Genomic DNA, 26,711 nt, shown 5'->3' on the forward strand with positions numbered 1-26,711 from the left:
AGCCACCCTCACAGCTGCGGCTCTATCAACTTCCCAACCCACATCTTAGGGCGCTCCGACCAACTATAGCCCGTATCCTCCATAGTCATCCGCTGGCTCTGCGCAAGATCACGCTCAAACATCGCACGCTGCTCCGCTGCAAACTCTCGGCTCAAAACGTTCACATTCAGCTCATCATTGATGAAAAAGGTCCGATCGTCAAAATTACCCGAGCCGATGATCGACAACACATCATCCACAACAATCAACTTCCCGTGTAGCATACAAGGGCCGTATTCGTAAATCCGCACACCCGCCTCTAACAATTCCGGCCAATGCGAACGTGATGTTAAACGCACCACTGGCGTGTCGATCTTATCATTAGGTAAAATAATATCTATCTCCACGCCACGCTGCCGCGCCCGCAACAAGGCTCCGCGCAATTCCTTGTTAGGAATAAAATACGCATGCTCTATCAGAATCGACTCCTTCGCGGCATCGATCGCTAACAAATAGCTCGCCCCCAGCGTATCTCCTCTCTCTTGTGGCGCCCCTAGCACAGCCTGCGCCTTCATCCTACCTTCCTGCTTCAAGTACGGAAAATACTCCTCCCCACTCAAGGTCGAACCAGTCAGCTCTTTCCAATTATCATTAAAAGCATGCTGTAAATCCGCCACCACAGGCCCACGTAGACAATACATCGTATCACGCCAACGCCACTCCTTCTCCACATCGCCGTCCCAACAATCAGCATAACCCGCGCCCCCAGTAAACCCCACCTTTCCATCTACCACTAAAATTTTCCGATGATCGCGGTTATTACAATCCCATGGCGACAAATAATTCATCGGCTTGTATATTTCCACCTCCACCCCCGAGTGCCTCAACTTCTCCAAATATCTTTCATCCATTTTTCGCGAGCCAATACCATCAATAATGAAATGCACCTTCACCCCATTCTCAGCACGATCAGAAAGCGCCATCACCAAGTCGTAAGTCACCACAGCATTCACCGCCACGAAGGTTTCAAAAGTAATCGTCTTCTGAGCCGACTTCACCGCATCTAACATTGCAGGAAAATACTCTCCGCCATTCACCAAGGTCTCGACCTCATTACCCTCAGTCCAAGTCGACTCTAGCTCTACCGTGGTGTCCTCGCGAAACTCTGCATCGCTAACTTCAGGCGCTCGCGCCCCCAATTCCGCATACACACTTGGCTCCAGCTTCGCACACGAATTGAAACAACAAACAACTAACGCTGTTAGTATATATCTTAGATAGCCATTCACAGTTCGCAAAAACTAGTGACCCTCCCCAACAATTGCAACTACTTCACTCGGTAATGACCCGTGAGTGGGTAAGCGAGCAAGCAATCCTCCAACTGAGTCCCTGCTCCGATGTTATGAATCACCAGCGGGACCCCATCAGCATTCACAGTATTGCTCACAACCATAATATGCGGCAAACGCCCCGCCACAGTACAAGTCACCAAATCACCAGGCAAATAATCTGCAGCATCTTGGCTCACAGCCACACTCCAGCCTCGCCTCTTAAAGTACGCCCGCATGTTGGGCACCCGCCGATGATCGATATTCTTATCTGGCCTCTTTAATCCCCAACGCTGCGGATACTGCGCAAAATTCGCCTTCATGTCTTCATGGAGCAATTGCTGCAAATCCATCCCCCACGCCTTGCGCATCGCCCGAATCACCACATCAGTACACACCCCTTTCTCCATTGGTATATCTCCCATCGGATACTCTAGAACTACATACGCAGGATCATATATTCGCGTTTTTCCAATTTGCCAACTCGCAGCCTCGATCAACTGCCTTGGCTTCCCAGAAACCTCAAGCTCAGTCCTTACTCCAGTCTTTTCTCCACAAGCCACACATGCCAACACCACATAGACAATGCCAATAAATTTCAAGAACTCCAAACGCATTCCTACTTATAAACAATCTCTCACAACCTACAATCGAAAGCTAGCGCGTAATGACCACCCCACAATTGTGGGAGTAGACCTACTACACAATAAACTGTGTAGTAGTTCGGTGAATTTAGTGACCTCACGCCACTAGTTGCGTCCACAGTCAACATTCCCCCCTATCTGGCTGCCGCAAATCACAATCTCTCCATCTAGTTTCCTAGAAAGAATCCCCCGACCCCTGACCAGCGAGTGCAGCTCCTCTGCCTCGCTGGTTTTTCACTCTAGACCAAACCTATCTCCCAGAAAACTTCCGGATCAACTCCGCATGAGATTTTACACTAAAATGTTTGTAAACACCCTTGGTGTACCCCGCCACCGTTCCCACAGAAATTTCTAATATATCCGCTATCTCTTTGCGCGATTTCCCCTCCTGCAACAAATGCATCACATTGCGTTCACGAGGCGACAGCTTTGGTAACTGCACCCCACGATCTTCCGGCCACCCCTGCGCATGAAGCCATTTTACTTCAGACAACACAATGTGAGCGACCTTTGACTGAAGATCAGTAAATTGTGCCCGACCAGACCGACGATAAATAATAATATGACTATAGCATTCATCGTCGAGTGGATGACCACTGTGAATTACCGCATCCACCCCCGTCGCTGTCACTAGCTTCCGTAATTCGCCCTTTGGATCCATCACTCCATCGGGGTCTAGCTGATCACGATGCAAAGTAACTGACGATTGCCCTTCTAATATCTGCTTAGAAAACCTTCGGTTCATTGCCGCAATCTCAGGATTCTCCACAGCTTCCGAAATGCGCGCCAAACTGCGCGCCGATAGCCCCTCTTGCTGCCCTAACAAAGAGCTCACCACCCCTTCGCCATCTGGTCTCATCCGCGACAGAGCCCACGCCCACGCATCAGCATCAATTAACCCACGCAAACCATTCAGTAGAAACGCGCGCGTCCCTGCTATATCTCGCGAATGTGACACCGCCGCCGTATCACCGACTAACGCAATCATCTTGCGCACTACACCTTCTGGAACTTGAGCTTCACACATACAAACTAAGTTACTCTCCCCCCACTTAAAAAGACTCATCGGCATTCACCACAGCTTCCGCCATACGCATCGCCTCATAATTACGCTTCACTTCGTGCACCCGATGAATTTTCGCGCCCGCGTTTCGCCCCATAGCCGTCAAAGCCACCGTCCCTGTATCGCGATCCTCCGCCTCTTCCAAACCTAGAACTTTCCCAATCATCGACTTTCGTGACACCCCGAGCATCAATGGCCGATTATTTACCACTAAAGATGATAAACCATTCAACAACTGTAAATTGTGATCCAGCGTCTTACCAAATCCAATACCTGGGTCGAAACAGAGGCACTGAGGGTTAACTCCTAACTTCGTCAGCGTCCTATAGCGTTCTTCAAAAAATTTCCTCACATCGCGCAGCACATCCTCATACTCAGGCCTATCTTGCATAGTATCCGGAGTGCCCTGCATATGCATCACCACCACCCCTACGTCCGACTTCGCACAGACTTTAGCCATGTTTACATCCCCCTTCAGCCCGGTCACATCGTTCACCACATCAACACCCGCTTCGATCGCGACCTCCGCTACAGCCGCCTTACTAGTATCGATCGATATCAGACAATCACTCGCTGCACGCAGAGCTTTTATCACGGGAATCACACGCTCAATTTCCTCTTCAGCTGTTACCATTGGCGCCCCTGGTCGCGTCGACTCGCCGCCAACATCAATAATCTCCGCTCCATCCTGCAACATACCAATTGCATGATTCACAGCCGCATCCACATCGACAAACATCCCCCCATCAGAAAAAGAATCAGGCGTCACATTGAGAATCCCCATAATGAGACCTCGGTCCGTAACATCTATCACTCGGCGTTTTGTCTTCCAGCGCATACTGTTAGTAAGCCGATCTCCCCCCCTCTGGCAAACTGAAAACTTGAAAGCTGACGGAATTGTCGCTTAGCTGCACAGTATGCACACCATCCCTCGCATTTTATTGGCAATTTTGGCTCTCAGCGCCGGCCTCAACAACACAGCCTTTTCACAAGTAAAGTCAGTTAGCGACAGTAAACACCTCTCGCGCCTGATGAATAATCGCGATGGCTCAGTGACTAAATTCACCCGCGATGCCGACAACACAGAACTCATCAAAACAACCTATGTCGAAAAACCCAATGGCGAGCGAGTCATCCGCGACACCACCACTTTCCGCCGTGATAAATACGGCAACCTCCGGAGCGGCATCGTCCGTGATGGCTCCAAACGCCCACTCTTCCGCATCGTCTATGGTTACCATAAAGACACCGGCCGTCTCGTTGCTGAAAATATGTACGACGCTCGCGTCAAACGCACATTTAAAGACGACCCCACTAAAGAAGAACCCGTACGCGCCACTCGCTACCACTACACTGCTCAAGGCGAGCGCTCTGCTCCTATCGTCTTCACCTCGCAAGCAGGTAAAACCTCTGAAGAACTCATGAATTATCTCAATCGTAACAAACCTGGATCTGACGTGGATCGCGACCCATTCCGCAACAACCCCGTCAATCCTAACTCTCGTCCACTTGGCGAGTAACGGTTATGCTGCGCCCATCTATCTTACTCATGCTCTTGAGTCTCGGCGCCACCATTCTCGGAGCTAAACTCTATGTTGATCGCGCCCTGCGCTCATCTTCCAACCTTGAGACACCACTCGGTCCTGACGAAACCACTCTCGATTATATCAAAGCGCTCGAAGAAGAACTCGACCGCCTCAACGCAGACAACGCCACCCTGCGCCAACTTATCGAAAGTGATGGTCCGATTTCCATTCCATCCCAGCTCATCAGCTTCGTCGAAAAGGACCTCGAACTGAATTTCAAAGACGCACCCATCGCTCTAGTCAGAGACCAACACGTTCTACGCGACGCCTCAGGTCAAGCATGGCTCAGTGCATTAAACGAACAGCAGCTAGAGATTCTCAGCTACAGCTTCGACGTACTTGGTATCCTCCCTCCCGACCAGCAATGGATAGCTCAAGTGATCTCTGCGGAAACCACCGGCTCGCGCGGCATCTACGACCCTAGCACAGGAGAAATTATTCTAGCAGAAGGCTTTGACATTGAAAATATCCACCACCAAGCCGCACTCATTCGACTATTAACGATAGCCCTACTCGATCAACATTACCCGCTCAAAGACGACCCGAGCTTCGATCATTTTATAGCCCGCCGCGCACTCCACTTCGGCAGAGCCTCCATCATTCAAGACCGCTTCTACACCCTACAAGCAAAACATATTGGCTTCATCACCGAGCGCTCACCAAACACAGAAGCCGCAGAACTTTTCTCCAAACTTCCCATATTCGTACAAGATATCACTACCTTTGCCAACACCTACGGAAAAGACTACCTCAACCAGCTCAAATCACAAGAAGACCTACATCAAGCCCTACAATCGGCAAGCTCCTCCACACGCGACATACTCAAAAAAACCTTTCCGTTTAATAACTCCCAATCACCTAACACAAAACCAGCAGACTGGACAAGCGACAGCTTCTCTATCCAGCTGGACACCCAACTCGGATCCCTCACCCTAAAAAGTTATCTCAAGCTCCACGCTGCACCTTCCGAACAACTAGACAAATGGATCACCGCGTTAGAAAGCGACCATCTCTCCATCGCGACAGAATCCACCCAAAACGCGCACACCCTCTGGCAACTACAGTTTTCCGAGGAAAGCAAATCCACCGAATTTTTCCAATGGCTGCAAAGCGCACGACAGACCATTCCCAGCATAGTACTCACTCGCACTTCGAAGACTGTGACACTCACTCACAGCGAAGGCTTATCAAACGAGTAAACGGCCACATATCGACTGACGAAACCTTCTCTCTCGAAAAGAGGGCCATTAAGGATTTGACTGCAGGCTCATCTCGCGCAACATCCCCCCGCAGCGGCCATCATTGCCTGGCAATAGTCGCAACTTAACACTTCAAACTTAACACCTAACACTCCTGCTAAAGCACACTTTTGCAGGTCAGAAATATGGCTACACAACACATCGGTATCGGCATGGCTGGCTTCGGCACAGTTGGCACAGGCGTCTGGGAAACTCTCGAACGCAATGGCCAGCTCATTTCGAACAGAGCCAAAGACGCATTCTCACTCAGCGTCAAAAAAGCAGCCGTACGAGACATTTCTAAAAAACGTATCGAAGGCGCCCCAGCAGACTTGTTCACCACTGACTGGAAGGAAGTCGTCCATCACCCAGAAGTCGACATCGTTGTTGAACTCATCGGTGGTACTACCACAGCCTTCGACATCGTCGCAGAAGCCATCAAACTCAAAAAGCCAGTCGTCACCGGCAACAAGGCCCTACTTGCTGAACGCGGCAAGGAACTCTTCGCGCTTTCTCGCGAATACGGCACTCCCATTCATTTCGAAGCAGCAGTCGCTGGCGGCATTCCCGTCATAAAAGCAGTCCAAGACTCCTACGTAGGAAACCGCATCGAGACAATGTCTGGTATCATCAATGGTACCTCTAACTACATTCTTGAGCGCATGACCACTGCAGGGCTCGATTACCTAACTGCCCTCAAAGAAGCACAAGAACTTGGTTACGCAGAAGCAGATCCAGCACTCGACGTGAACGGCTGGGACGCAGCTCACAAGGCAATCCTCCTTGCTACACTCGCATACGGTTTCACCATTCCGGCTGAAGACGTCTACGTCCGTGGTATCGAACGCGTACGCAGCCTCGATATCGACTTCGCAACCCAACTCGGCTACGCGGTCAAACTCCTCTCGCTCGTCAAAGAGCATCCCGACGGTTCCATTGAAATTCGTACTCAACCTTCATTCATTACCCAGTCACACATCCTTTCTTCTGTAAATGGTGTGTTCAATGCAGTCGCTGTCCGCGGAGATGCATCAGGCGAAGCACTCTTCTACGGTCGCGGTGCGGGTAAAGAACCTACAGCCTCCTCTGTCGTCGGAGACCTCGTTGAAGCAGCTTACACCTTTGTACACGCTGCAGGGCACCGTGGCTTCCTCCCATACTCAGATAATGGGAAAGTCCTACCAATCGAACAAACCGAAACGTCCTACTACGTCCGTTTCGAAGTTCAAGATCGCCCAGGAGTCATTGCTGAAATCGCCAACATTCTTGCCAACGACGGCATCGGCATATCAGGCACACACTCACCAGTGGACCCAGAAAATCCAGACAAGGAATTCCGTGACATGGTATTCCTTCTCCACACCTGCCCATTCGGTAAGCTCAGCGAAACCCTCAACAAATGCGAAGCACTCGACTGCGTCACTTCTGAACCAGTCATCTTCCGTATTGAGAAGCTTGCGACAGACTAAGTAGTCCGCCACCCTTTTTCAATACCCTGTTCCGACTCAGATCGGAGCGGGGTATTTTATTTGCAGCTCATCGCATTCTCGCTAAGTTGCCCTTAATGAAGGACAGCTTTGGCAATAGTTTCACCAAAACTCTCGCCACTCTTGGCGTAGCGGCTACAACCGCCGTCCTTTTCATTACCACAGCCATTGCCAGCGGAAAGCTCGGAGGCCTCGCAGCCTATCTGCCAATCGCTATCCTTCTCACTAGTTCACTCTCCATCTCTGCCATCTGGCTGTTCGGTCGTCCGCGAAAATCCGACTCCACATCCCTCAAAAATCTCAGAGAACTCGAAACCAGAGTCGAAGAACTTGAAGCTCGTATCCACAACGCAGAAGTCGTAGACGCCTTTGAAAACCGTCTCGCCGAGAAAGAAGTCAATCAACGCTTCCGCACAAAGCCGGCCGAGCAACAAAGCCACACGCCGACTCTCCAACAGTAAGCAAGCTGCTAAATATTTCTAGTGTGGCTTCCATGACGTCACACTAGGACCTACCCAAGCGCTCATCTAGCGATTGCTGATTGTATGCTGTGCGAAGACCTAACAGCACTGCGAAATAGGCAAGATACACCATTTGCGATCCCGCATTGGCCCAATTCTCTAGCAAACATGTACCGAAAATTAGCGAAAGCATCAAAAACATCGCCACCACTAGAGTCTGTCGCGTCAACAACCCCAGTATCAACAAGACCCCAATACCTAATTCCACAAAGGGTACCGCATACGCATAGGGCTTAACCATCAACGATGGCAGAGCCGTCTTTTCAAATTGGCCAGTGATGTAATCCACAAAGCCATTGAGCTTTGGTAATCGTACCAATCCATGAACCAGCATGTTTATCCCCATTCCAATGCGTGCAAGTGTGTACGCTAACGTTTGATCAGATGTTTTCATAATTACTTAAACAGAATCTGACTCACCCTAACACAATCCACTCATCTCGCCAGTGACTATGCAAAACCTCTTACTTTCACACCAAAAAACATTCGTTTGTCACTCTAATACAGAGCAATACATTCACTAAAAAATGTTTGACAACCGCCAAAAAGGGAATACCAGTACCGCACCTCGAAATACCAAATGACCATGAAAAAAATTCCATTCATTCTCTTAGCGGGCCTAATTTCTTCTATTTCAGCTCACGCGACCACTCTCATCTACGAAGAAGATTTTTCCAACGCTACCCTCAACTCTAACGGCAATCCATATCTTGGAGGTTGGTATAGTAACCAAATTGGATTTGAAGAATTTACTGGCAGCTCGTCTGACACTAGCATCACAAACTCCGACACTCTAAAAGTTTCTTCCAGCTCAACTCACCGCAGTGCCGCGATCATTCTTGGGCCAGATAGCTTTGCTAATGGCAGCGGCCTCTACACTTTATCATTTGACATCGTAAGCTTTGAAGGTCCCTCTGGCGACTCAGCCACAGTAAGCATCTGGCAAGGAAGTGGTTACGACTTAGATGAAAATTCTGCAGACGCTCTCATACTCGACACCTATAACGAAATGCTCAAATCCCAGGGTAATGCTACTGCGAGTATGACCTCTCGCTCAGAACACACATCCCCCGTAACTGACTACAGACAAACATTCTTCTATGATGGCACCAGCGCTGTAGCACTCTTCTTCGGCGTAGAGAACGATGGCTCTTGGCCATTCCCCACCGCCGAGTACGATAACATATCAATTACTCAAGGCTTTGGCGCAGCTACCCCACCCCCAATCGCTGTACCTGAACCATCATCACTCGCGTTGCTCGGGCTCTCCTCTCTATTCCTCATCACGCGTCGCCGCCGATAAGGGATTTAGAAAAAATTACTTTGACCAATACATCACGCTCCAGCGCTCCGCTCTGGAGCGTTCTTTTTTTAGCACCACAGTGATTCTAATTACGCAGAGAGCTCTAAAGCTCCTTCAAAAAACACATTCGTCTCGTTAAACGTGATATTTAGTCCTACTCTTGGTCAACTTCATGACGACAGCACTCCAGCAGACACGCGAAATTGCAGCCATCGACTTAGGATCTAACAGCTTTCACATGGTGGTAGCCAAAGTCATTGGACCAGAACTCCAACTCGTAAGCCGACACAAACAACGTGTCTCTCTAGCCTCTGGACTAGACCACAACAACCATCTCGACGAAGCTGCGATGCAGCGCGGACTCGACTGCCTAGCAATGTTCGCGGAGCGACTGACAGGCATCGCCCCAGAAGATGTAGCCATAGCCGCCACCCACACTCTCCGCGTCGCCACCAATGCCACCACTTTCCTCCAACGCGCAAAAAAAATTCTCCCCTTCCCCATCGAGATCATCCCTGGACCAGAAGAAGCCCGCCTAGTCTATCTAGGAGTCGCTCACACCCAACCTGAATCAGATTCGAAATTAGTCGTCGATATCGGCGGCGGCAGCACCGAACTCATCGTCGGCCGTGGATTTGAACCACATTTGGTCAACAGTAAACCCATGGGCTGCGCCAACTTCACCCACGCCTATTTCTCCGATGGAAAAATCTCTAAAAAGAATTTCTCCAAAGCCGTACTCGCTGCAGAACAAAAGCTTGAATCGCTCGCCTCACAATACCGCAAAACCAAGTGGGACATAGCCTTCGGTTCCTCTGGAACAATCAAATCTATCAGCGAGGTCCTCTCGAAGTTAGACTCTTCAGAATCAAGTTTCACACTCGACGGTCTACAACTACTCGCCGATAAACTATTCAAATTTAAAACAATTGATAACATTGACCTAGATGGTCTCTCCCCGGAGCGCAAGCCCGTCTTCGCCGCAGGAATCGCCATTTTAACCGCTGTCTTCAATGCCTTTAAAATTGAGAAAATGTATTTCTCCGAAGGCGCCCTACGAGAAGGTTTACTCTATCAGATGGAAGACGTTTTCCATCGCACAGATATTCGTCTGCGTACAGCTGAAGCACTCGCTCTAAAATACAACGTCGATTTCGAACACGCCACAAAAGTAAAGCAACAAGCGCACACCTTTTTCGATCAGCTCAGCCATCAGCTCAAACTACATAAACAAAAAGAACTCAAAGAGCTTCTAGAGTGGAGCGCTCTGCTGCACGAAGTCGGGCTCAGCATCAACCTCCAAGCAGTCCACCGCCACTCAGCCTACATTCTACGCCACACCAACCTCGCTGGCTTCAATACCGAACAGCAACAAGTCATGGCTACCCTCGTCCGCTTCCACCGCAAATCCCTGAAGTTACACGAAATTGAGGATCTCACCCTGTTCAGAAAAAAACACGTTCTCAACTTGATCCGCATTCTACGACTCGCAATCGTGGTCAATGGCCAACGCAGCGACGACACGCTCCCTCCGCTCCAACTAAGTATCGACCAAGATACCTGGCGCCTCAGCAGCACTGACCCCAATTGGTTAGAAAACAATAAACTTCTCAATGCCGATCTCAGTAGCGAACAAGCATACTGGGATGACGCTGACTGGCTGCTAGAATTTGAATAAACACACTCTTGGCCGAAACATTTTGCTAGAAATTTCCAGATCTTGTAGAACATTACCCGATGAATACCTCAATACTCGCTCGTGTACTCTCAACTGTTGTAACACTCACCGCTGCATCTTCCTATGCTAGCCCAAGCCAAAACGCCAAAGCGCTAGCCGAAGAAGTCGGCTCACTCCGTGGAGCCAAAGTCGCCATCGCAATGGCAGATGAGAAAAAGCAACTCACCTACTTCGCCAGCTCGCTCGACAAAAATGATGTCGAGGCACTCAAACAAAGTGCGCCAAATGTAAAAGTCATCACCGGACTCTCCAAAGAAGAAGCACTCGCTCGAGCAGACGAAGCTCACGGTATTAGTGGCCGCTTTGCTGAAACCGAATTCCTCAATAAAGCCACCAATCTCAAATGGATTCAGACCCCCACCGCTGGCGTGGACCGCTACATTGCGATGCCATCCATAGTCGACAACGACGCCATCGTCCTCACCAACTGCCGTGGAGTTCACGGCCCAGCCATTGCCGACCACGCCATGGCCATGCTACTCTATCAGACTAGAAATCTAGCATTCTACTCAGGAAACCAAGAGAAAAAGGCTTGGGTGCGCGAAGGCACGCCACACGAATCCATTTCGCTTAAAGGAAAAACCATGCTCGTTGTTGGACTCGGCGGCATCGGTTCTGAAATAGCCCAACGCGCCCACGGCTTCGGCATGCGCGTCATCGGCACCCGTCGCAGTGATTCTCCCTCAGCTTCATTTATCGAAAAAGTTGGCAAACCAAAAGACCTCCTCAGCCTTTTACCAGAGGCCGACGTCGTCGCCCTAGCCATCCCACTCACTGACGAAACTAAAGACCTCTTCAATGCCGAAGCATTCTCCGCCATGAAAGAGGGCTCCTACCTCATCAATATTGCCCGCGGTCCTATAGTTAACACAGACGCGCTCATCGACTCACTCAAAAGTGGTAAACTCGCAGGCGCCTGCCTTGACGTCACCGACCCCGAACCACTTCCTGCAGATCACCCACTCTGGGATGCCCCTAACACTATCATCACTCCGCACATCGCCTGGAGCGCCGCCATCACTGGCGAGCGCAGATCCGCTGTCATCCTAGAAAACATCCGCCGTTTCGGCGCAGGAGAACCTCTGCTCAACACCGTCGACAAAGCCGCCGGTTACTAAGTTTTACTCCTTCACCTCAAGCGAAGGGTTAATACGTACATACTGCTCCCCCCCCAGCCCTCTCTCTGCGTACAGCAGACACGGCAAGCTAGCCGCTAGCTCAACGTGCTCAGATGCTTCAGCTCGAATTCTAACACTCCCGTTCTCAAGTTGCTGTACCTGCTGAACAAATGACGAAGTTAGCTGTCCATCTTCACTATAAAGATAGACTCCCCCCAGCTCCTTTTTTTCACCTTGTGGCTTCAATAAAACTTCATACCAATCTCCCTTACGCATAGCGGAAACCTCCCAAGCTACAAGCTCAGCAACTTCACGTGTTTGCAATTGCTCAAACCATTCTGACTTCACTCCCTTCGCACCTACCGGCAGTTCAAGCCGGAACTTGTGCCGCTGAGGGAAACAATTTTTAGAACAAGCCATCCAAGCGACATCCACCTCAACGCTAAATACATCGCTCTTGAAATTCTCAGGGACATGTAACTCAAATGAGTGAACCACATCACGCTTAAATCCATGGGCGGGATGCCCATTCATCGAAACTCTCTCGGGAAAATCCCAGTCGACTTCTGGCGCTTCCTCCAGCTCGGGCTGCAGAATGCTAAACTGCATCGGGTAACCAACGATTCCAGGTTGCTTCCAGTAGGTGTGGAATCCTTCCCGATGGCGCACCCGAAAGCCAACTCGCATTGACTGCCCAGTAACAACTTCCGAATGATCACAAACGAACTGTATGCTTAAGGTCTCATTCGAAAGCACAGAAACTCCATCACTCACCCCGCAACAAGATTCACTAGCCCTCACTACAGTGCCCAAACACAATGCTGCGATAGCTATAGCAATACATTTTCTGACGTCTGGCATGATCATTATACGGTAATAAAAAGAGAACCTTTCTGGCTCACCATAAACTGCCTGGACTTAGCAGGCATTGCAACGTGTTAGAAAAGGCATCACTGAAAGCAACAAAAAGCCCGCTCTCGTTGAAACCGAGATGCGGGCTATTAAAAATGGTTCTCAGTTAAGCCTATGCTTTACCAATACCGAAGGCATTGAAACCGATCTTCTCGAGCTCAGCGAGATCGAGGATATTGCGTCCATCAAAAATGTGCGCCGGCTTCACCATGCTCTCATACAACGCTGAATAATCGAGATCCTTAAACTCATCCCATTCAGTCAACACCAGTACCGCATGCGCACCAGCCACAGCCTCAGCAGCTGAACTAGCCACCTCCACCTTCTCTGAAGTCAATCCCTTGATCTCCTCAGCATCCACCTGAGGATCGTACACCACAATGTCAGCACCCTCTTCGATCAAGTCACGGCAGATGTAAATCGCCGCAGACTCACGCGTGTCATCTGTATCCTTCTTAAAAGCAAACCCAAGCACCGCAATGCGCTTGCCTTGCAGCGTATTGTATAAGCTGTGGATCACCTTACGAGTGAAACGCTTGCGCTGGTATTCATTAATCTTAATCACCTGTCGCCAGTACTCTGCAACATCAGCCAAGCCGAAATGCTCACACAGGTACACCAAATTGAGAATATCCTTCTGGAAGCAAGAACCACCAAAACCAACTGATGATTTGAGGAACTTAGGACCAATTCGGCTATCCTTACCAATCGCATTCGCCACTTCATCCACATCCGCTCCAGACGCCTCACACACTGCGGAAATCGCATTGATCGAGGAAACACGCTGCGCCAGAAACGCATTTGCCACCAACTTGGAAAGCTCAGAAGACCAAACATTCGTCGTGATAATATTCTCACGCGGCACCCAGTTGTTATAAATTCCCACCACTGTCTCCAGCGCCTTTTTACCCGCTTCTGTTGTGGAATCACCACCGATCAATACTCGGTCGGGATTTTCTAAGTCTGAAATCGCGGTGCCCTCAGCGAGGAACTCCGGATTAGAAAGAATCTCGAAAAGATCACCCTTCTCGTAACCATCAAAAACATTTTGAATTACTTCTGCAGTGCGCACTGGAACAGTCGACTTCTCGATCACGATCTTTGGACCATCACAAACTTCAGCAATCATTCGCGCACAACCCTCCACATAGCCAAGCTCAGCAGCTTGCCCGGCACCAATGCCGTAGCTTTTCGTCGGTGTACCCACCGAAATGAAAATCACATCCGCATCCTTGATGTACTTTTTAACCTCCGTAGAAAAAAACAAGTTCTTGTCGCGGCGCTCTTCTACAATTTCCTGCAGGCCTGGCTCGTAAATAGGGAGGTTAGGCGAGTTCCACGCTGCGATGCGCTCTTCATTGAGATCGACCACGGCCACTTCAATATCGTGACACTTCTTAGCAATCATCGCCATCGTTGGCCCACCAACATAGCCAGCTCCAATACAACAAATTTTCATCTTCTTTTATTTCTAGGGAATTTAATGCCACCAGTTCAATGACAACGCGGGCGGAAATAACCCTTAATCGCACATATGTCGATACTTTCTCTCTCCTTCTTCCTAGACAATCCGCTCACAAATTGTCACGCTCACACCTCACTCTATCATGACACCGATTACCTTCACTCCTATCTACCAGCAACGCGTCTGGGGTGGAAGAAAGCTAGAAACCATCTATCAACGCCAACTTCCAGATACTGATCAGCCCTACGGCGAATCCTGGGAGATCTCAGACCGCTCTGAGGCTCAATCGATTGTCACCTCCTCTAATTTTGAAGGTCAAACCCTTCACGAACTTTGGAAAAATCACCGCAAGGAACTGTTCGGTGGCTACCACTCCGAACGCTTCCCTCTCTTGGTAAAAATTCTCGACGCCCAAACCGACCTCTCCATTCAGGTCCACCCACCTCAACACCTCGCTTCCGCACTCAACGGCAAGCCAAAAACCGAAATGTGGTACATCGCCCACGCTGAGCCAAATGCGGCTATTTACTTCGGGTTCAAACAAGGAACCACTAAGGAAGACTTCGAAGCGGCGCTCAAAAACGGCGACCCCGAAAAGTTCGTTCATACCATTTATCCAAAAGCTGGCGACTCCATCCACATCCCCTCAGGCCGACTCCACGCCATTGGTGCTGGCATTGTCATCTACGAAATTCAACAGAACTCCGATACCACCTACCGCGTGTTCGACTGGAACCGACTTGGGCTCGACGGTAAACCGCGTGAACTCCACATCGAAGAATCGATGAAATGCATCGACTTCGACGACATCGAACCGGAAATGGATAACCCGGATGGTTCCACCCTCGCGGAATGCCCTTATTACAAGGTCGACCACTTTAAACTTCAGTCTGGAGACACCATCGCTAATCCTGAACCCGAGAAATTCTCGATACTTACTATCATCGAAGGGTCACTCGTAGATTGCGAAAACTCCACATACTCAGCCGGTGACTTTGTCATCCTCCCTGTTGGCGCCACAGCTCTGAGCGCCACTTGCGACGCAAAGGTTCTTCAGACCACAGTACCAAACTAAGCGAGGCGCAATACACGCTCCAGCAGTCACACTCGTATTACTCTCAAAACAACAAAGGCCTCCAGCTGAACTGAAAGCCTTTTTGAAAAAATGGTGCTCGAGGGGGGAATCGAACCCCCACGGCCGCAATGGCCACTAGATCCTTAGTCTAGCGCGTCTACCAATTCCGCCACCCGAGCAAGGTGTTGTTTGGTGCGGCGCTTTTCTACGCCAAAAACTCTGCTTGGCAATGAAAAACTACAGGAAATTTCACATCCTCCCCAAGCATTTAAAAAATCCACGTTGCGAACCCGCATTCCTAGCTTTATAATCAACAGTTAGAATTGTAATCCACAATACTCACACACCCTGCTTTAGTAGCATCCAACAACAACCCATTTCCAAATTATGACTGAAGAAAATCAAGAATCTATCAAAGAAGAAGAAAACCACTTCCAATCTTTTTCAGACGCCGTTCACCAAGCATCAGATGACGCCAAAGAAAAAGCACGTGAAGCAGCTCCAAAGCTAAAAGAAGCTCTCGCGAGTGCCGCTTTCGATACTGCCTATAATGTCGCCTACGGTGCCGTTTTCGCGGGAACTTTCGCTCACGAATTACTCCCTCAAACACTCAAAGATGGTATCCAGAAAGGAGCCGATGCTGGCAAAGCTGCCGCACGTAAAGCCAAGACTAAGGCTGAGGATGCCTTCACTCATCCTCCAAAATCAGCAGCCATCACACCTGCTGTCATCGAACTCCCTCAGTCACCATAATTTCTCGTGTGTATGAATAGTGCCTCTAGGCACCAAAATGCTCATCTTGCAGAAGGTGGGCATTTTTTATTCTTGCTCAGGAGCTAACAAGGCTGAGACGGTAAGATCTACAAAACTACTCAGTACTCCGTTGTATTGAATTTTTCCTTCACGATCGATCACAAAGGTCATCGGTGTATCAGTCACTCTATAAATCTGAAAAAGTTTGCCGTATGGATCAGCAAAGGTACGTCCTGTTACTTCTCCCATTTTTTCCAGCTCACGCACGGAGCTCAAAAAATCTCCACTCACTCCGATAATTTCTACAGGCTGTCCTGCGTAGGTCGCTGCTAATTTTTTCATCACCCGCGAAACCTCTTGATAGTTTTCCCAGCTTCTCCAGAAGACTAACACAGTCACCCGCCCCTTTATATCACTCAATTTCAAAGGCATTCCCTTAGTGTCAGAGCCGACCAAGTTAGGCGCCACCGCCCCCTTCGAAAGCTTCGTCATCCGGTAGATTTCTTCCTTTGCAAGATCGGCCAATGTCACTTCGCCAACTTTCGAATCCGCAGCATCAATAATCGCCTTACGCAGTAAGTCGAAGCGGCGCTTATTTACCTCTGGGCTATCGCCTAACTGTGCAACCATCGCTGAAAGCGCAAAAGCCGCCTGTCCACGAACCGCTGCCGTTTTCCCTCCGCGGATGACCTTGTTAATGAAATTTTCTTTCTTATTTTTTAAGGTCTGAGAGGTGGTGATCCCTTCAGCTGTAGTCAAATCCGACGCGCCAGCAGCCACAATGGCGATGCAAAATTCACCCAACTGAGGTGATGTCGTGTGATATTTTTCCACAACTTCGATCAGTTTAATAACCGTCGCGCTATTCATGTACGGCCGGTACTGCAGCTGCCACACGATATAAGGCATCACCCACGGTTCATCCAAACTCGACTCCAGCTCGGCAAACATCTGATCCGTATAAATCTCATTATTCGGACGCTTCTCGTATACTTCAGACTTTTCCGAAAGTGTCTGCGCCGCCAGTAATTCCTGCTGCCACTCTAACTCAGCGAGGCGTTGCTCTTTGACAATCCGCTCAGCCCCCAGCTGAGAGCCAGCCCACGAGCTCACCGCGGTAGCTATTATCATACACAATCCTAGAGTTAATCGCTTCATACCGGCGAAAATAACAGCCAATTTCCCAATGACAAGTTCGCTAATTTCTCAATCTGTCTGATAAAAAAAGAGCACCCATCTGGATGCCCTTCTCTCATTAAATTTATAGGCCGAATGCCCAGTGATTCATTTAAAGGATTTTTAAGGCCTTATCCGCACGCTCGCGTTCAGCCGCGTAGCGTACTGCGTCGTCAGCTAATACATCTCCATAGGAATGGACCATTGCTTTAAGCTTCTCCGAACCAGCCTTAACCTCATCTCCAAAACATTTCTCGAGCACCTCGAGGATAATCGCTACCGATGTCGATGCGCCAGGCGATGCGCCTAGCAACGCTGCGATCGAACCATCTTCAGCAGAAACCACTTCAGTACCAAACTGCAGCTTTCCGCCAACTTCTGGGTCTTTCTTAATAATCTGCACCCGCTGACCCGCAGTCACCAATTTCCAATTGCCTTCCTCGGCTTCAGGGAAAAATTCACGGAGTACGTCCACGCGATCCGTATGCGTATTGACCACCTCTTGATAAAGATACTCAGTAAGACTCATGTTATCACGACCTACAGCGAGCATCGGACCTAAATTATCCGGCTTGACCGATGAGATCAGATCAAAAATAGAACCGCGCTTGAGGAACTTCGGAGAGAATCCAGCAAATGGTCCAAATAGTAGACTCTTCTTGCCATCAATAACACGTGTATCCAAATGCGGTACAGACATAGGAGGAGCGCCCACAGCCGCCTTGCCGTATACTTTCGCGGCGTGCTTCTCGATAATCTCTTCATCTTGGCAAACCAAGAATTGACCACTCACAGGAAAGCCGCCAAAGCCTTTGCCCTCGCGGATTCCAGACTTCTGAAGCAACTTCAGAGAGCCCCCGCCAGCACCGATGAAAACAAACTTCGCGTGAATCTTCTCAGAACCAAGATCTCCATCTCGGCGCACACGCACCTTCCAGCCACCACTCGGCACGCGATCAATATCACGCACAGATGTTTCCGTCGCGAGATCCACGCCATCAAGTGATTTAAGGTGGTTAATTAAAATCTGAGTAAGAGAGCCAAAATCAATATCAGTACCGCCGTCCACACGGGTCGCTGCAATCTTCTCCTCTGCAGCACGCCCCTGCGCCAATAAAGGTGCCCATTCACCAATCTCACCCACGTTTTCTGAATAATCCATATCCGCGAAGAAATGATGTTCTTTCATCGCTTCGAAGCGTTTGCTTAAGAAATCAACACCATCTTCGCCACGCACAAAGCTCATGTGCGGCACCTTACGAATAAAGTCCTCTGGAGCTTCGATCACACCTTGTTCCACAAGGTAAGCCCAGAACTGTTTGGACTGCTCGAACTGTTCATTAATCTTAACCGCTTTGTCGATTGTCACCGATCCATCAGCGTGTTGAGGCGTGTAGTTCAGTTCGCACAATGCAGCGTGCCCAGTGCCCGCATTGTTCCATGCATGAGAACTTTCCAGCGCAACACTCGGGAGCGATTCTATGATCTGGATCGTTAACTCAGGCTTCAGCTGCTTGAGCATCACGCCTAAGGTTGCGCTCATAATTCCGCCACCGATGAGTACCACATCGGGATTATTGTTTAGCTCACTGCTGCTTACTTGATTCTTGCTCATAGTGCTCCGGAAGAGATAGAAATGGTTGCGCAAGCGACTATTCCACAAGCGGCTCGTTGTCAAACCCATCCAGATTCGAAATCACTTCTAGCATCTTTCACTCTCAGCACTTCCATCAATATTTTTCATCTATCCCCCATCTCTCCATGCCCCATTTGCCCAGCATCAGTATCTGCGGCGTGGTTGATTTCCAAAAAATCGACCGCAGCCCCTTCACTCACATCATCTCCATCTGGCACCCCAATCCCAGCCTCCCCACATTCCAGCGACAAATGCACATCGGATTTCCCGATGCAAACATTCACTTCGCCACCTTCGATGACACCGAAGTACAAGAGATTGGCCAAGCTCCTGTCCACAATGATGTTCTCCTGTGCCTTGAATTCGCCCGCAGCATTCCACAAGGCTCGCATCTTCTCATCCACTGCATGGCGGGAATTTCTCGCTCTACTGCCACCGCAATGGCAGTTATCAGTGATTTCTACGGTCCAGGAAGCGAGCTTGAATCAGCTGTCAGCATCCAAGAAATTCGGCCCGTCGCTAACCCGAATAGGCTCATCCTCGAAATTGCCGACGAAATTCTCGAACGCAACGGCGCTCTACCATCAGCCGCAGATGAAGTCTTTGGCCAATCTCTAGGTCAAATGAATAAAGGCTGGGGTCGCTAACTATCCGCATAAAGTGTAGATCAAAAAACATTTACACATTCTAATGTTTCACGAAATACCACTTTTTCGTTGTCTCCTGCAGACTTTATCATATGCTGCCTAGTTAGCTCCATCCTCATTTTTGTTAGATTAAACTGATAGAGCACAACAACCCTGACCCCTAGAAACAATGAATGAAATGTATTGGATCACGCCAGTCACTGGCATCATTGGCCTAGTCATAGCTGGTGCTATTTTAGGATCGATCACTAAGCGCTCTGGCGGCGAAGGCAAGGTCGCAGAAATAGCCGAAAAAATCCACTTGGGTGCCATGGTTTTTATGAAGCGAGAGTTCTTCCTCATTTCACTGTTCGCCGTCGTCATAGCCTGCCTCATTTTCTTTTTCCAGAAGCCTGAGTACGCCATTTACCAAGCTGGAGCCTTTCTCTTTGGCTGTCTCGCTTCTTCATTTGCTGGCTTTATCGGAATGTACACCGCGACTAAAGCAAATGTAAGAACGACCATTGCCGCAAAGGATGAAGGAGCTGCATCAGCTCTAGCAATTGCATTCTTTGGAGGGTCAGTCATGGGTCTCACCGTGGCCTCTATGGGGCTGTTAGGGCTAGGCACTCTCTTTTGGATGTTTATCTCTGGTGACCACCGGCCCCACGTCGCAGAAATCATGGAAGGTTTCGCCATGGGCGCCTCACTAGTCGCTCTTTTCTATCGAGTCGGTGGAGGCATTTTCACCAAAGCAGCCGATGTTGGCGCCGACCTCGTTGGTAAAGTAGAAGCAGGCATACCAGAGGATGACCCGCGTAACCCAGGAGTGATTGCCGACAACGTAGGCGACAATGTAGGCGACGTAGCAGGCATGGGCTCTGACATTTTTGAATCCTACTGTGGAGCCCAGATCGCCACCATTGCCATTGCTGGAGCTGCAGGTGCTCGAGTCGCTCAAACCGGCGGAGATGCTTTGTTAGAAAAAATGGGGGCCGCAGCCGACAAAGTGGAAACCCTCATGTTTCTCCCGCTTGCACTGACCACTATTGGCCTACTCTGCTCCGTCCTCGGCATCCTACTCGTCCGCCTGATGTCAGCCAAAGAACCCGCAGTAGCACTTCGCATCGGCACCATTGGTTCAGCTATCCTCTACATCATCGCCGCATTCATCACATGCAGCTTCTTTGGCTTCAACGCAAACCCAGCCTTTGCGGTGCTGGCTGGCGCCGCTGGCGGTATCATTATAGGCCTAGTTACAGAACATTACACCGGCGGCAAACCTGTCAGAGATCTCGCCCACCAAGGCGAAACTGGTGTCGCCACCGTTATGATTGCCGGGCTGGCTCTCGGAATGCGCTCAGTAGCTATCCCTCTCCTCACCCTCGCTGGAATCATCTCAGTCTCTTATCATTTCGTCGGGCTCTATGGAGTAGGACTCGCAGCAGTTGGAATGTTAGGAACAGTAGGGATTACCATGGCTATCGATGCCTATGGCCCAGTAGCCGATAATGCTGGCGGCATCGCCGAAATGGCTCAAATGGGTCCCGAAACCCGTAAAATTACTGATGGTCTCGACGCAGTAGGAAACACCACAGCAGCCATCGGTAAGGGTTTCGCCATTGGAGCTGCTGGTCTAGCTGCTCTTGCTCTGATCACTGCCTTCATCGAAAAAGCAAACCTCGCTAACTTCGACCTCACTGACCAAGCTGTACTCTCCACATTCTTCGTCGGTTTATTCATTGGAGGCATTGTACCCTTCCTCAATGGAGCCATCACGATGACGGCAGTCGGCGAGGCCGCCTTCGAAATGATCAACGAAATCCGCCGCCAGTTCCGAGAAATCCCTGGACTGTTAGAAGGGAAGGCAGAACCAGAAACTGATAAATGTGTCGATATCGCAACCCGCGCCGCGACGAAGAAAATGGTTCTCCCAGCCGTACTTGCTGTCGGCACGCCGATAGCTGTAGGATTTGGTTTCAACGCCCTCAATGATTCAGGCGCTATCGCCCTCACTGGCACATTAGTCGGAGCGCTGTTAGGCTGTATCCTTATGGCTCTCATGATGTCGAATGCTGGAGGAGCCTGGGATAATGCAAAAAAATATGTCGAGGATGGCAACCTCGGCGGAAAGGGCTCAGACGTGCACAGCGCCTGCGTCGTTGGCGACACTGTTGGCGATCCATTTAAAGACACTTCAGGCCCCTCCATGAACATCATTATTAACGTCATGGCTATCGTCTCCCTAGTGATTGCAGGATTACTCTAGCTCACAGATAGTATCCGCTTGTGAGACGCCTCCCCCCTTGATAACTAATCATTCTATGTTCTGTAAATTCTTACTCAGCCTCATCGCGCTAACTTCAGCTTTCTCACTCACAAGCTGTGTCACCAAACAAACTACCCGCCAGGGCAACGAAGTCGTCGATGAGAAATACATCATCCACAGGCCAGTCAAAAAATTTATCGAAAAGGCGGAGTTTGAATAACCGCCCCACCCAAAATGCTTCCTCTAAAACCTGGCCTCCCTCAGCATCTCGTCGCTAAGCTTATTTTCATATGCATGCTGGCCTTCACAGTATTTTATCTCACTACCACTTGCACCAAACTTCCCAGTACCACTAATCGTCCAAGTACTTTCGCCATATCAAATCCAGAGATAACACAGCTCGGCATGATCTTTGAAAATACAAACCCAAAAAATTCAGAGAAGTCTGGCTTCTCAATCGTCCACAACTGTCAAGACGCCTTTGCTAACCGAATTGGACTCACAGCATTGGCTGAAAAAACTCTCGATATCCAATACTACGTATGGGAGAACGACACCTCTGGAAACGTCCTCGCAGAGCATGTATTGAGAGCTGCCGAGCGAGGTGTCCGCGTCCGCATCCTCATTGACGGACTCAATTTTGCAGACCGCGACAAGCTAGCTGCCAGCTTTGCCGTTCATGAAAACATCGAAATTCGTGTATTCAACCCAGCCCTCAATCGCTTCGTCCGCACTCTGGAATATGCCGTCGACTTCAACAGACTCAATAAACGCATGCACAACAAGCTCATGGTTATGGACAATGCCTGCGCCATCATTGGTGGACGCAATATTGCAGATAACTATTTCGGGCTACACTCAGATACGAACATGCGCGATCTCGATATCGTTGCCGCCGGCCCAATAGTTCAAGAAGCCTCTTCAACATTCGATGAGTTCTGGAATAGTCAAGCTGCTGTTGCTATAGAAAAAATCATTGAAGAACCCGTCGATCAACAAGACTATCTTGAAGTAGTCGCCAAACTTCACAAGGCAGTCTCAGAGACACCATTTCCCTACCCCATTGATCTCGATACTTCTACTCTACGCGAGCGTATACAAGAAATAGCCAACTCCATGATCTGGGCTAAAGCAGAAATTTTCTATGACAGCGTTGCATCCATGGACAACTCCGATGAAGGCCCCACAGTCTATGCTCAGCTACAACAAGAACTCTTGGCTGCTCAAAAAAGTGTACTGATAGAGTCAGCATATTTTGTCATGCGTGAAGACGGGATCGAACTCGCTAAACTCTATAAAAATAAAGGTGTCGACGTGCGTGTTCTTACTAACTCACTCGCCTCTAACGACGTAACTGCCGCTCAAGCCAGCTATAAGGAAACATCCGACAATTTGCTGCGCGAAGGATTCAACATCTTCGAATTTCGCCCCGATGCTGCCGACCTTAGAGAAAATGTCGCTGACATTGCCAAACAAGCATCTACCACACTTCACACCAAGGCCCTCGTCATCGACCGGAAGCGCACTTTCGTTGGCAGCTACAACCTCGATCCCCGCTCCGCAAAAATTAATTCAGAAATCGGCCTTTTTATTGAAAGTGAACCATTCGCGGAACAAATCTGCCAATTTCTAGATAGCGGCGTACTTCCCCAAAATGCCTACCATCTTACCCTCGACAGTAATGGCAAACGACAATGGAGCACCACGATCAACGGTCAGCGAGAAACTTGGGACACCGATCCGAGTACCTCCGCACTAAAACGGTTCAAATCTGACATCTTAGAAATTCTCCCCATCGATGGCCAATTCTAAACACTCCTAGCTCGAGCAAGCCAATGAGCAACCTGGTTCAACTCATTAATCTCCTGCTCGCTGAAGTCATAGGCTTCGGTTTTTCCAATCCCTAACGTACCCTTGAGAACTTCTCCCTCCATAATCGGGACAGCTACCGATCCCGCCACATCCGTCTTCTTCGCGTCAGGCTTCGCCACACCAGAAGTGTCTGTTTGAAGATTACAGATTTGTACCGGCCCTCGTTGCTCAGCAGCAGCTCCTGCTATGCCCTTACCAATCGGAATCAATGACACTTTATCGAGCAAAAAGGGAGGCACCCCTTGTTGCACAACAAGCTCTAACATCTGGCTATCAGGATTTAGGAAATGAATCGTTCCAGTCACACAGTCAAAGGCTTCTAATACTGTAGTCAGCACTGCTGAAGCCTTACCTTCTGAGCTTAAGTCTGGTGCCTGCGAAATAAGTTGCTCAATTGCTTCTTTCATATTTTCACCTATACACCAGACCCCGACACTTGTCTCAGAAAATCCTAGGATAAATTAGTTCTAGCCCAGATGGGCCACAGCCGCATCTAACAAGTCACGCACCTCGTAACTTTCAAGTTCAGTAGTCGGCTCAATTTGTTTTGATGACACTTTCCCTTGTTCACTCGTATGCTCACTTTGAACGTCGTAACGATGGTACTCAGAACTCAATATCACCCGAATGTCACGCATTTCAAAATCTGCCACCTTTTCAGGTAAGCTGTATTCAAATTTTAATGACCCATCGGGCCCACTAACAACACAATCAGCTAAATACGCTAAACGATAACCCTCATTGCCACTGGGCTCTTGCACATGATAATAAAGAAAGTAATGCATAAGAGACACTAACTCTTATCTTCTGGTTTTAGCAATCTCAGGAAAGCTTTCTAACACAATTGTCACCTAGCCGGAACTCCCTACACTTACATATCACTACAACTTCACTTTATGCGCTACCTACTTCTACTCTGCATTCTCCCACTATGCTCCTGCAGTATGCCTGCTCCCTACACTCCAACACAGAGCGCGGGACCTGACAGAAAAATAAGCCGAAAAGCTCCCACCCCCGTTAACAAACCAGCCAAACCTAAACTCACAAAACTTGAGAACGGCCACTATCGTGTAACCCAGGCTTGGACAGTGAAGCTTTCTAACAAGACTTTCCGCGTGCAAAAAGGATACACCTCTAACGGTATCACCGCTCCGTCGTACATTAAAAAGTCACTCGGAGACAATATCAATGCTCCTACCACGTGGGCAGCTGTGTTCCATGATTGGTGCTTCACACAGAAAAATATTTCACGCAGTCAAGCGGACGATTACTTTGTCGAGCTCATGCACGCCTACCGCATCCCTCAGCAAAAAATCGATTTAATGGGAACTGCCGCTAGAGGATACACTCTCTATAAATATTGGTAACTATGCGCCTAGTACTCGCCATCTCGTTTTTTTTCTCCCTTGTACCATTTAGTGGAGCTCAGTCGTTAGCCCCATCTCTGCAGCGAGCCCAGAGCTACGACGACTCTCAGACAATAGACATTGCAGACTATTGGATAAGTGAAAAACTTGATGGGGTCCGTGGTTATTGGGACGGCAAGCAACTCCTTACTCGCAGTGGTCGCAACATTCCTGCACCAGCCTGGTTCACAGCCGCTTTTCCCAAGGATACAGTACTCGATGGTGAACTCTGGATTGCACGTGAATCCTTCGACCAAGTCAGTGGCATCATCCGCACCCAGCAGGCAAACGATGATGACTGGAAAAAAGTCCAATACCACATCTTCGACCTACCAAAACATGGGGGTAACTTAGACCAAAGAGTCTTAGCCATCAGAAAGCTTGTAGCAAAAAACTCCTGCCCATGGCTCAAAGCGGTTAAGCAATTTAAAGTCCAATCAGAAACAGAGCTCCATCAGTATCTGCAGCAACTTGTTAACGACGGCGGTGAAGGTCTCATGCTCCACAAAGGAAGCGCAACATACCAGACCCAGCGAACCAATGACTTGCTCAAACTTAAACCCCACCAAGACGCCGAGGCTGTCGTCATCGGCCATGCCCCTGGGAAAGGCAAATACACAGGAATGTTAGGAGCCCTCATCGTTCAACTCCCAGATGGGCGGCAACTCAAACTAGGAAGCGGGTTCTCAGATGCCCAACGAAAGTACCCTCCCACACTCGGCTCGACCGTGACCTACCAATACACTGGTCTCACCGCCACGGGATTACCTAGGTTCCCACGCTTCTTACGCATTCGAGAAGAACAATAAGCCTCTGGAGAGCGCAATTATCGCGTGTACTTCTTAGGCTTCCACTTCTTCTTTTTGTGCTGTAAGGGCTTAGAACGAGGACCACGCTTCGGCGTCTTATTCCGAGTCTGCTTCGTCCGCAATGCCTGCGTTTCATAGGCGAACCCTTCAGCTCGCTCTCTGGCAATCTCTTCACCTAACAGCTCCTCCACTTTAGCCAGAACATTCGCATTGTGCGGATTCTCAAAACTGTAAAACACTCCGTTCTCTAATTTTTCAACCAATCCCAAACGCGCTTGATAATCAGAGACCAACTCGGGCATGTCCACCTGAATAATCGCAGGAACTCCCGTGAGATCTATATTCCTTGCTGACGCGTCAGTCACCACCAACACTTGCACCTTCCCAGATTTAAGATCACTCAGAGCTCGCTCTATCAGTTCTGACTTTTTCTTTCCGTGGACAGAATCTACTGCAATCCCAACATTGGCCAATGCAGTACTGAGCGCGTGCACTCCCTCGCGCGTGCGCAGAACCACCAACACCTGCGAAAGCTCCTCCTGTGCATTCAATAAATGGAGAAGGAGATCGTTCTTCTGATGATCGAAAACTTCGTAAATTGCGTGTCTGGCCATAATCTGATGTACTGAGAAATTCCTCAATGGCGGAGTCTACACCGATTGTCGAGACTTAGCACGACAAGATCGCCACCTATTCGTAGTTGCACA

27 protein-coding genes and 1 tRNA gene are annotated in these 26,711 nt (G+C 49.3%); 15 read left to right on the forward strand and 13 right to left on the reverse strand.

The genetic code is table 11. The features are described from left to right. Nucleotides 1-8: 8 nt before the first annotated feature. The 4 genes from ACFPK9_RS08035 to folP all read right to left on the reverse strand — a co-directional run bounded on the left by ACFPK9_RS08035 (nt 9) and on the right by folP (nt 3,852). Nucleotides 9-1,190, reverse strand: coding sequence for a phospholipase D-like domain-containing protein (locus ACFPK9_RS08035; RefSeq protein WP_377094330.1), 1,182 nt, complete (start codon nt 1,188-1,190; stop codon nt 9-11). Nucleotides 1,191-1,306: 116 nt separating this feature from the next. Next, entirely contained in the window at nt 1,307-1,924 is a 618-nt protein-coding gene (locus tag ACFPK9_RS08040) for a DUF1287 domain-containing protein (protein WP_377094331.1), read from the reverse strand. A gap of 277 nt (nt 1,925-2,201) precedes the next feature. Continuing rightward, nucleotides 2,202-2,978: a helix-turn-helix transcriptional regulator gene (locus ACFPK9_RS08045; RefSeq protein WP_377094332.1), complete on the reverse strand. Its 777-nt coding sequence runs from the start codon at nt 2,976-2,978 to the stop codon at nt 2,202-2,204. Between the two features lie 25 nt (nt 2,979-3,003). Beyond that, nucleotides 3,004-3,852 (reverse strand): dihydropteroate synthase, encoded by an 849-nt coding sequence (folP, locus tag ACFPK9_RS08050; protein WP_377094333.1) that lies wholly within the window; start codon nt 3,850-3,852, stop codon nt 3,004-3,006. A gap of 79 nt (nt 3,853-3,931) precedes the next feature. Between folP and ACFPK9_RS08055 the strand changes: the two genes are divergently transcribed. The 4 genes from ACFPK9_RS08055 (at nt 3,932) to ACFPK9_RS08070 (ending at nt 7,786) form a co-directional block, all read left to right on the forward strand. After that, nucleotides 3,932-4,534, forward strand: a complete 603-nt coding sequence (locus ACFPK9_RS08055; RefSeq protein WP_377094334.1) for a hypothetical protein — start codon at nt 3,932-3,934, stop codon at nt 4,532-4,534. A gap of 5 nt (nt 4,535-4,539) precedes the next feature. Beyond that, nucleotides 4,540-5,799, forward strand: coding sequence for a hypothetical protein (locus ACFPK9_RS08060; RefSeq protein WP_377094335.1), 1,260 nt, complete (start codon nt 4,540-4,542; stop codon nt 5,797-5,799). 185 nt (nt 5,800-5,984) lie between these two features. Next, complete coding sequence (locus ACFPK9_RS08065) at nt 5,985-7,307, forward strand: homoserine dehydrogenase (RefSeq protein ID WP_377094336.1); 1,323 nt, start codon at nt 5,985-5,987, stop codon at nt 7,305-7,307. Nucleotides 7,308-7,402: 95 nt separating this feature from the next. Further along, nucleotides 7,403-7,786, forward strand: coding sequence for a hypothetical protein (locus tag ACFPK9_RS08070; RefSeq protein ID WP_377094337.1), 384 nt, complete (start codon nt 7,403-7,405; stop codon nt 7,784-7,786). Between the two features lie 43 nt (nt 7,787-7,829). On the opposite strand, the gene ACFPK9_RS08075 is transcribed toward ACFPK9_RS08070, so the two are convergent. Next, nucleotides 7,830-8,240: a DoxX family membrane protein gene (locus tag ACFPK9_RS08075; RefSeq protein ID WP_377094338.1), complete on the reverse strand. Its 411-nt coding sequence runs from the start codon at nt 8,238-8,240 to the stop codon at nt 7,830-7,832. 192 nt (nt 8,241-8,432) lie between these two features. Between ACFPK9_RS08075 and ACFPK9_RS08080 the strand changes: the two genes are divergently transcribed. The 3 genes from ACFPK9_RS08080 to ACFPK9_RS08090 all read left to right on the forward strand — a co-directional run bounded on the left by ACFPK9_RS08080 (nt 8,433) and on the right by ACFPK9_RS08090 (nt 12,005). After that, entirely contained in the window at nt 8,433-9,149 is a 717-nt protein-coding gene (locus tag ACFPK9_RS08080) for a PEP-CTERM sorting domain-containing protein (RefSeq protein WP_377094339.1), read from the forward strand. A 172-nt stretch (nt 9,150-9,321) separates the two neighbouring features. Next, nucleotides 9,322-10,827, forward strand: coding sequence for an exopolyphosphatase (gene ppx / locus ACFPK9_RS08085; protein WP_377094340.1), 1,506 nt, complete (start codon nt 9,322-9,324; stop codon nt 10,825-10,827). A 59-nt stretch (nt 10,828-10,886) separates the two neighbouring features. Further along, nucleotides 10,887-12,005: a D-2-hydroxyacid dehydrogenase gene (locus ACFPK9_RS08090; RefSeq protein ID WP_377094341.1), complete on the forward strand. Its 1,119-nt coding sequence runs from the start codon at nt 10,887-10,889 to the stop codon at nt 12,003-12,005. Nucleotides 12,006-12,008: 3 nt separating this feature from the next. Here ACFPK9_RS08090 and ACFPK9_RS08095 read toward each other — a convergent pair whose 3' ends face one another. After that, nucleotides 12,009-12,866 carry a protein-disulfide reductase DsbD domain-containing protein gene (locus tag ACFPK9_RS08095; protein ID WP_377094342.1) on the reverse strand — a complete coding sequence of 286 codons (858 nt, stop codon included), beginning with the start codon at nt 12,864-12,866 and terminating at the stop codon, nt 12,009-12,011. A gap of 163 nt (nt 12,867-13,029) precedes the next feature. Further along, complete coding sequence (locus ACFPK9_RS08100) at nt 13,030-14,376, reverse strand: nucleotide sugar dehydrogenase (RefSeq protein ID WP_377094343.1); 1,347 nt, start codon at nt 14,374-14,376, stop codon at nt 13,030-13,032. Nucleotides 14,377-14,524: 148 nt separating this feature from the next. Here ACFPK9_RS08100 and ACFPK9_RS08105 point away from each other — a divergent pair, with 148 nt between their 5' ends. Beyond that, the gene (locus ACFPK9_RS08105) at nt 14,525-15,457 is read left to right on the forward strand and encodes a type I phosphomannose isomerase catalytic subunit (protein ID WP_377094344.1); all 933 of its coding nucleotides are present in this window, start codon (nt 14,525-14,527) and stop codon (nt 15,455-15,457) included. A gap of 91 nt (nt 15,458-15,548) precedes the next feature. Here ACFPK9_RS08105 and ACFPK9_RS08110 read toward each other — a convergent pair. Then, a tRNA-Leu gene (locus ACFPK9_RS08110) sits at nt 15,549-15,636 on the reverse strand. A 208-nt stretch (nt 15,637-15,844) separates the two neighbouring features. On the opposite strand from ACFPK9_RS08110, the gene ACFPK9_RS08115 reads away from it, so the two are divergent. Continuing rightward, nucleotides 15,845-16,210 carry a hypothetical protein gene (locus ACFPK9_RS08115; protein ID WP_377094345.1) on the forward strand — a complete coding sequence of 122 codons (366 nt, stop codon included), beginning with the start codon at nt 15,845-15,847 and terminating at the stop codon, nt 16,208-16,210. A gap of 66 nt (nt 16,211-16,276) precedes the next feature. Here the strand turns inward: ACFPK9_RS08115 and ACFPK9_RS08120 are convergent, their stop codons facing one another. Further along, a complete protein-coding gene (locus ACFPK9_RS08120; protein ID WP_377094346.1) occupies nt 16,277-17,341 on the reverse strand; it encodes a peroxiredoxin family protein in 1,065 nt (354 codons plus the stop codon). A gap of 157 nt (nt 17,342-17,498) precedes the next feature. Then, nucleotides 17,499-19,001, reverse strand: coding sequence for a malate dehydrogenase (quinone) (gene mqo / locus ACFPK9_RS08125; protein WP_377094347.1), 1,503 nt, complete (start codon nt 18,999-19,001; stop codon nt 17,499-17,501). 146 nt (nt 19,002-19,147) lie between these two features. Between mqo and ACFPK9_RS08130 the strand changes: the two genes are divergently transcribed. The 4 genes from ACFPK9_RS08130 to ACFPK9_RS08145 all read left to right on the forward strand — a co-directional run bounded on the left by ACFPK9_RS08130 (nt 19,148) and on the right by ACFPK9_RS08145 (nt 23,729). Next, nucleotides 19,148-19,669: a hypothetical protein gene (locus ACFPK9_RS08130; RefSeq protein ID WP_377094348.1), complete on the forward strand. Its 522-nt coding sequence runs from the start codon at nt 19,148-19,150 to the stop codon at nt 19,667-19,669. Nucleotides 19,670-19,838: 169 nt separating this feature from the next. Further along, nucleotides 19,839-21,917, forward strand: coding sequence for a sodium-translocating pyrophosphatase (locus ACFPK9_RS08135; protein WP_377094350.1), 2,079 nt, complete (start codon nt 19,839-19,841; stop codon nt 21,915-21,917). Between the two features lie 55 nt (nt 21,918-21,972). After that, entirely contained in the window at nt 21,973-22,137 is a 165-nt protein-coding gene (locus ACFPK9_RS08140) for a hypothetical protein (protein ID WP_377094351.1), read from the forward strand. 14 nt (nt 22,138-22,151) lie between these two features. Continuing rightward, complete coding sequence (locus ACFPK9_RS08145; RefSeq protein ID WP_377094352.1) at nt 22,152-23,729, forward strand: phospholipase D family protein; 1,578 nt, start codon at nt 22,152-22,154, stop codon at nt 23,727-23,729. Here the strand turns inward: ACFPK9_RS08145 and ACFPK9_RS08150 are convergent. Together ACFPK9_RS08150 and ACFPK9_RS08155 are read right to left on the reverse strand one after the other, a co-directional pair. Continuing rightward, nucleotides 23,726-24,196, reverse strand: coding sequence for a GAF domain-containing protein (locus ACFPK9_RS08150; protein ID WP_377094353.1), 471 nt, complete (start codon nt 24,194-24,196; stop codon nt 23,726-23,728). The genes ACFPK9_RS08145 and ACFPK9_RS08150 overlap by 4 nt on opposite strands. A 60-nt stretch (nt 24,197-24,256) precedes the next feature. Further along, on the reverse strand, nt 24,257-24,574 hold the full coding sequence (locus ACFPK9_RS08155; protein WP_377094354.1) for a hypothetical protein: 318 nt from the start codon (nt 24,572-24,574) through the stop codon (nt 24,257-24,259). 111 nt (nt 24,575-24,685) lie between these two features. Between ACFPK9_RS08155 and ACFPK9_RS08160 the strand changes: the two genes are divergently transcribed. Both ACFPK9_RS08160 and ACFPK9_RS08165 read left to right on the forward strand, forming a co-directional pair. Further along, complete coding sequence (locus ACFPK9_RS08160) at nt 24,686-25,156, forward strand: DUF1353 domain-containing protein (protein WP_377094355.1); 471 nt, start codon at nt 24,686-24,688, stop codon at nt 25,154-25,156. Nucleotides 25,157-25,158: 2 nt separating this feature from the next. Further along, nucleotides 25,159-26,004 (forward strand): DNA ligase, encoded by an 846-nt coding sequence (locus tag ACFPK9_RS08165; protein WP_377094356.1) that lies wholly within the window; start codon nt 25,159-25,161, stop codon nt 26,002-26,004. Between the two features lie 17 nt (nt 26,005-26,021). On the opposite strand, the gene ACFPK9_RS08170 is transcribed toward ACFPK9_RS08165, so the two are convergent. Further along, on the reverse strand, nt 26,022-26,618 hold the full coding sequence (locus ACFPK9_RS08170) for a helicase-related protein (protein WP_377094357.1): 597 nt from the start codon (nt 26,616-26,618) through the stop codon (nt 26,022-26,024). Nucleotides 26,619-26,711 lie beyond the last annotated feature (93 nt).

This window comes from Rubritalea spongiae (assembly GCF_042652385.1).
Lineage (GTDB): Bacteria > Verrucomicrobiota > Verrucomicrobiia > Verrucomicrobiales > Akkermansiaceae > Rubritalea > Rubritalea spongiae.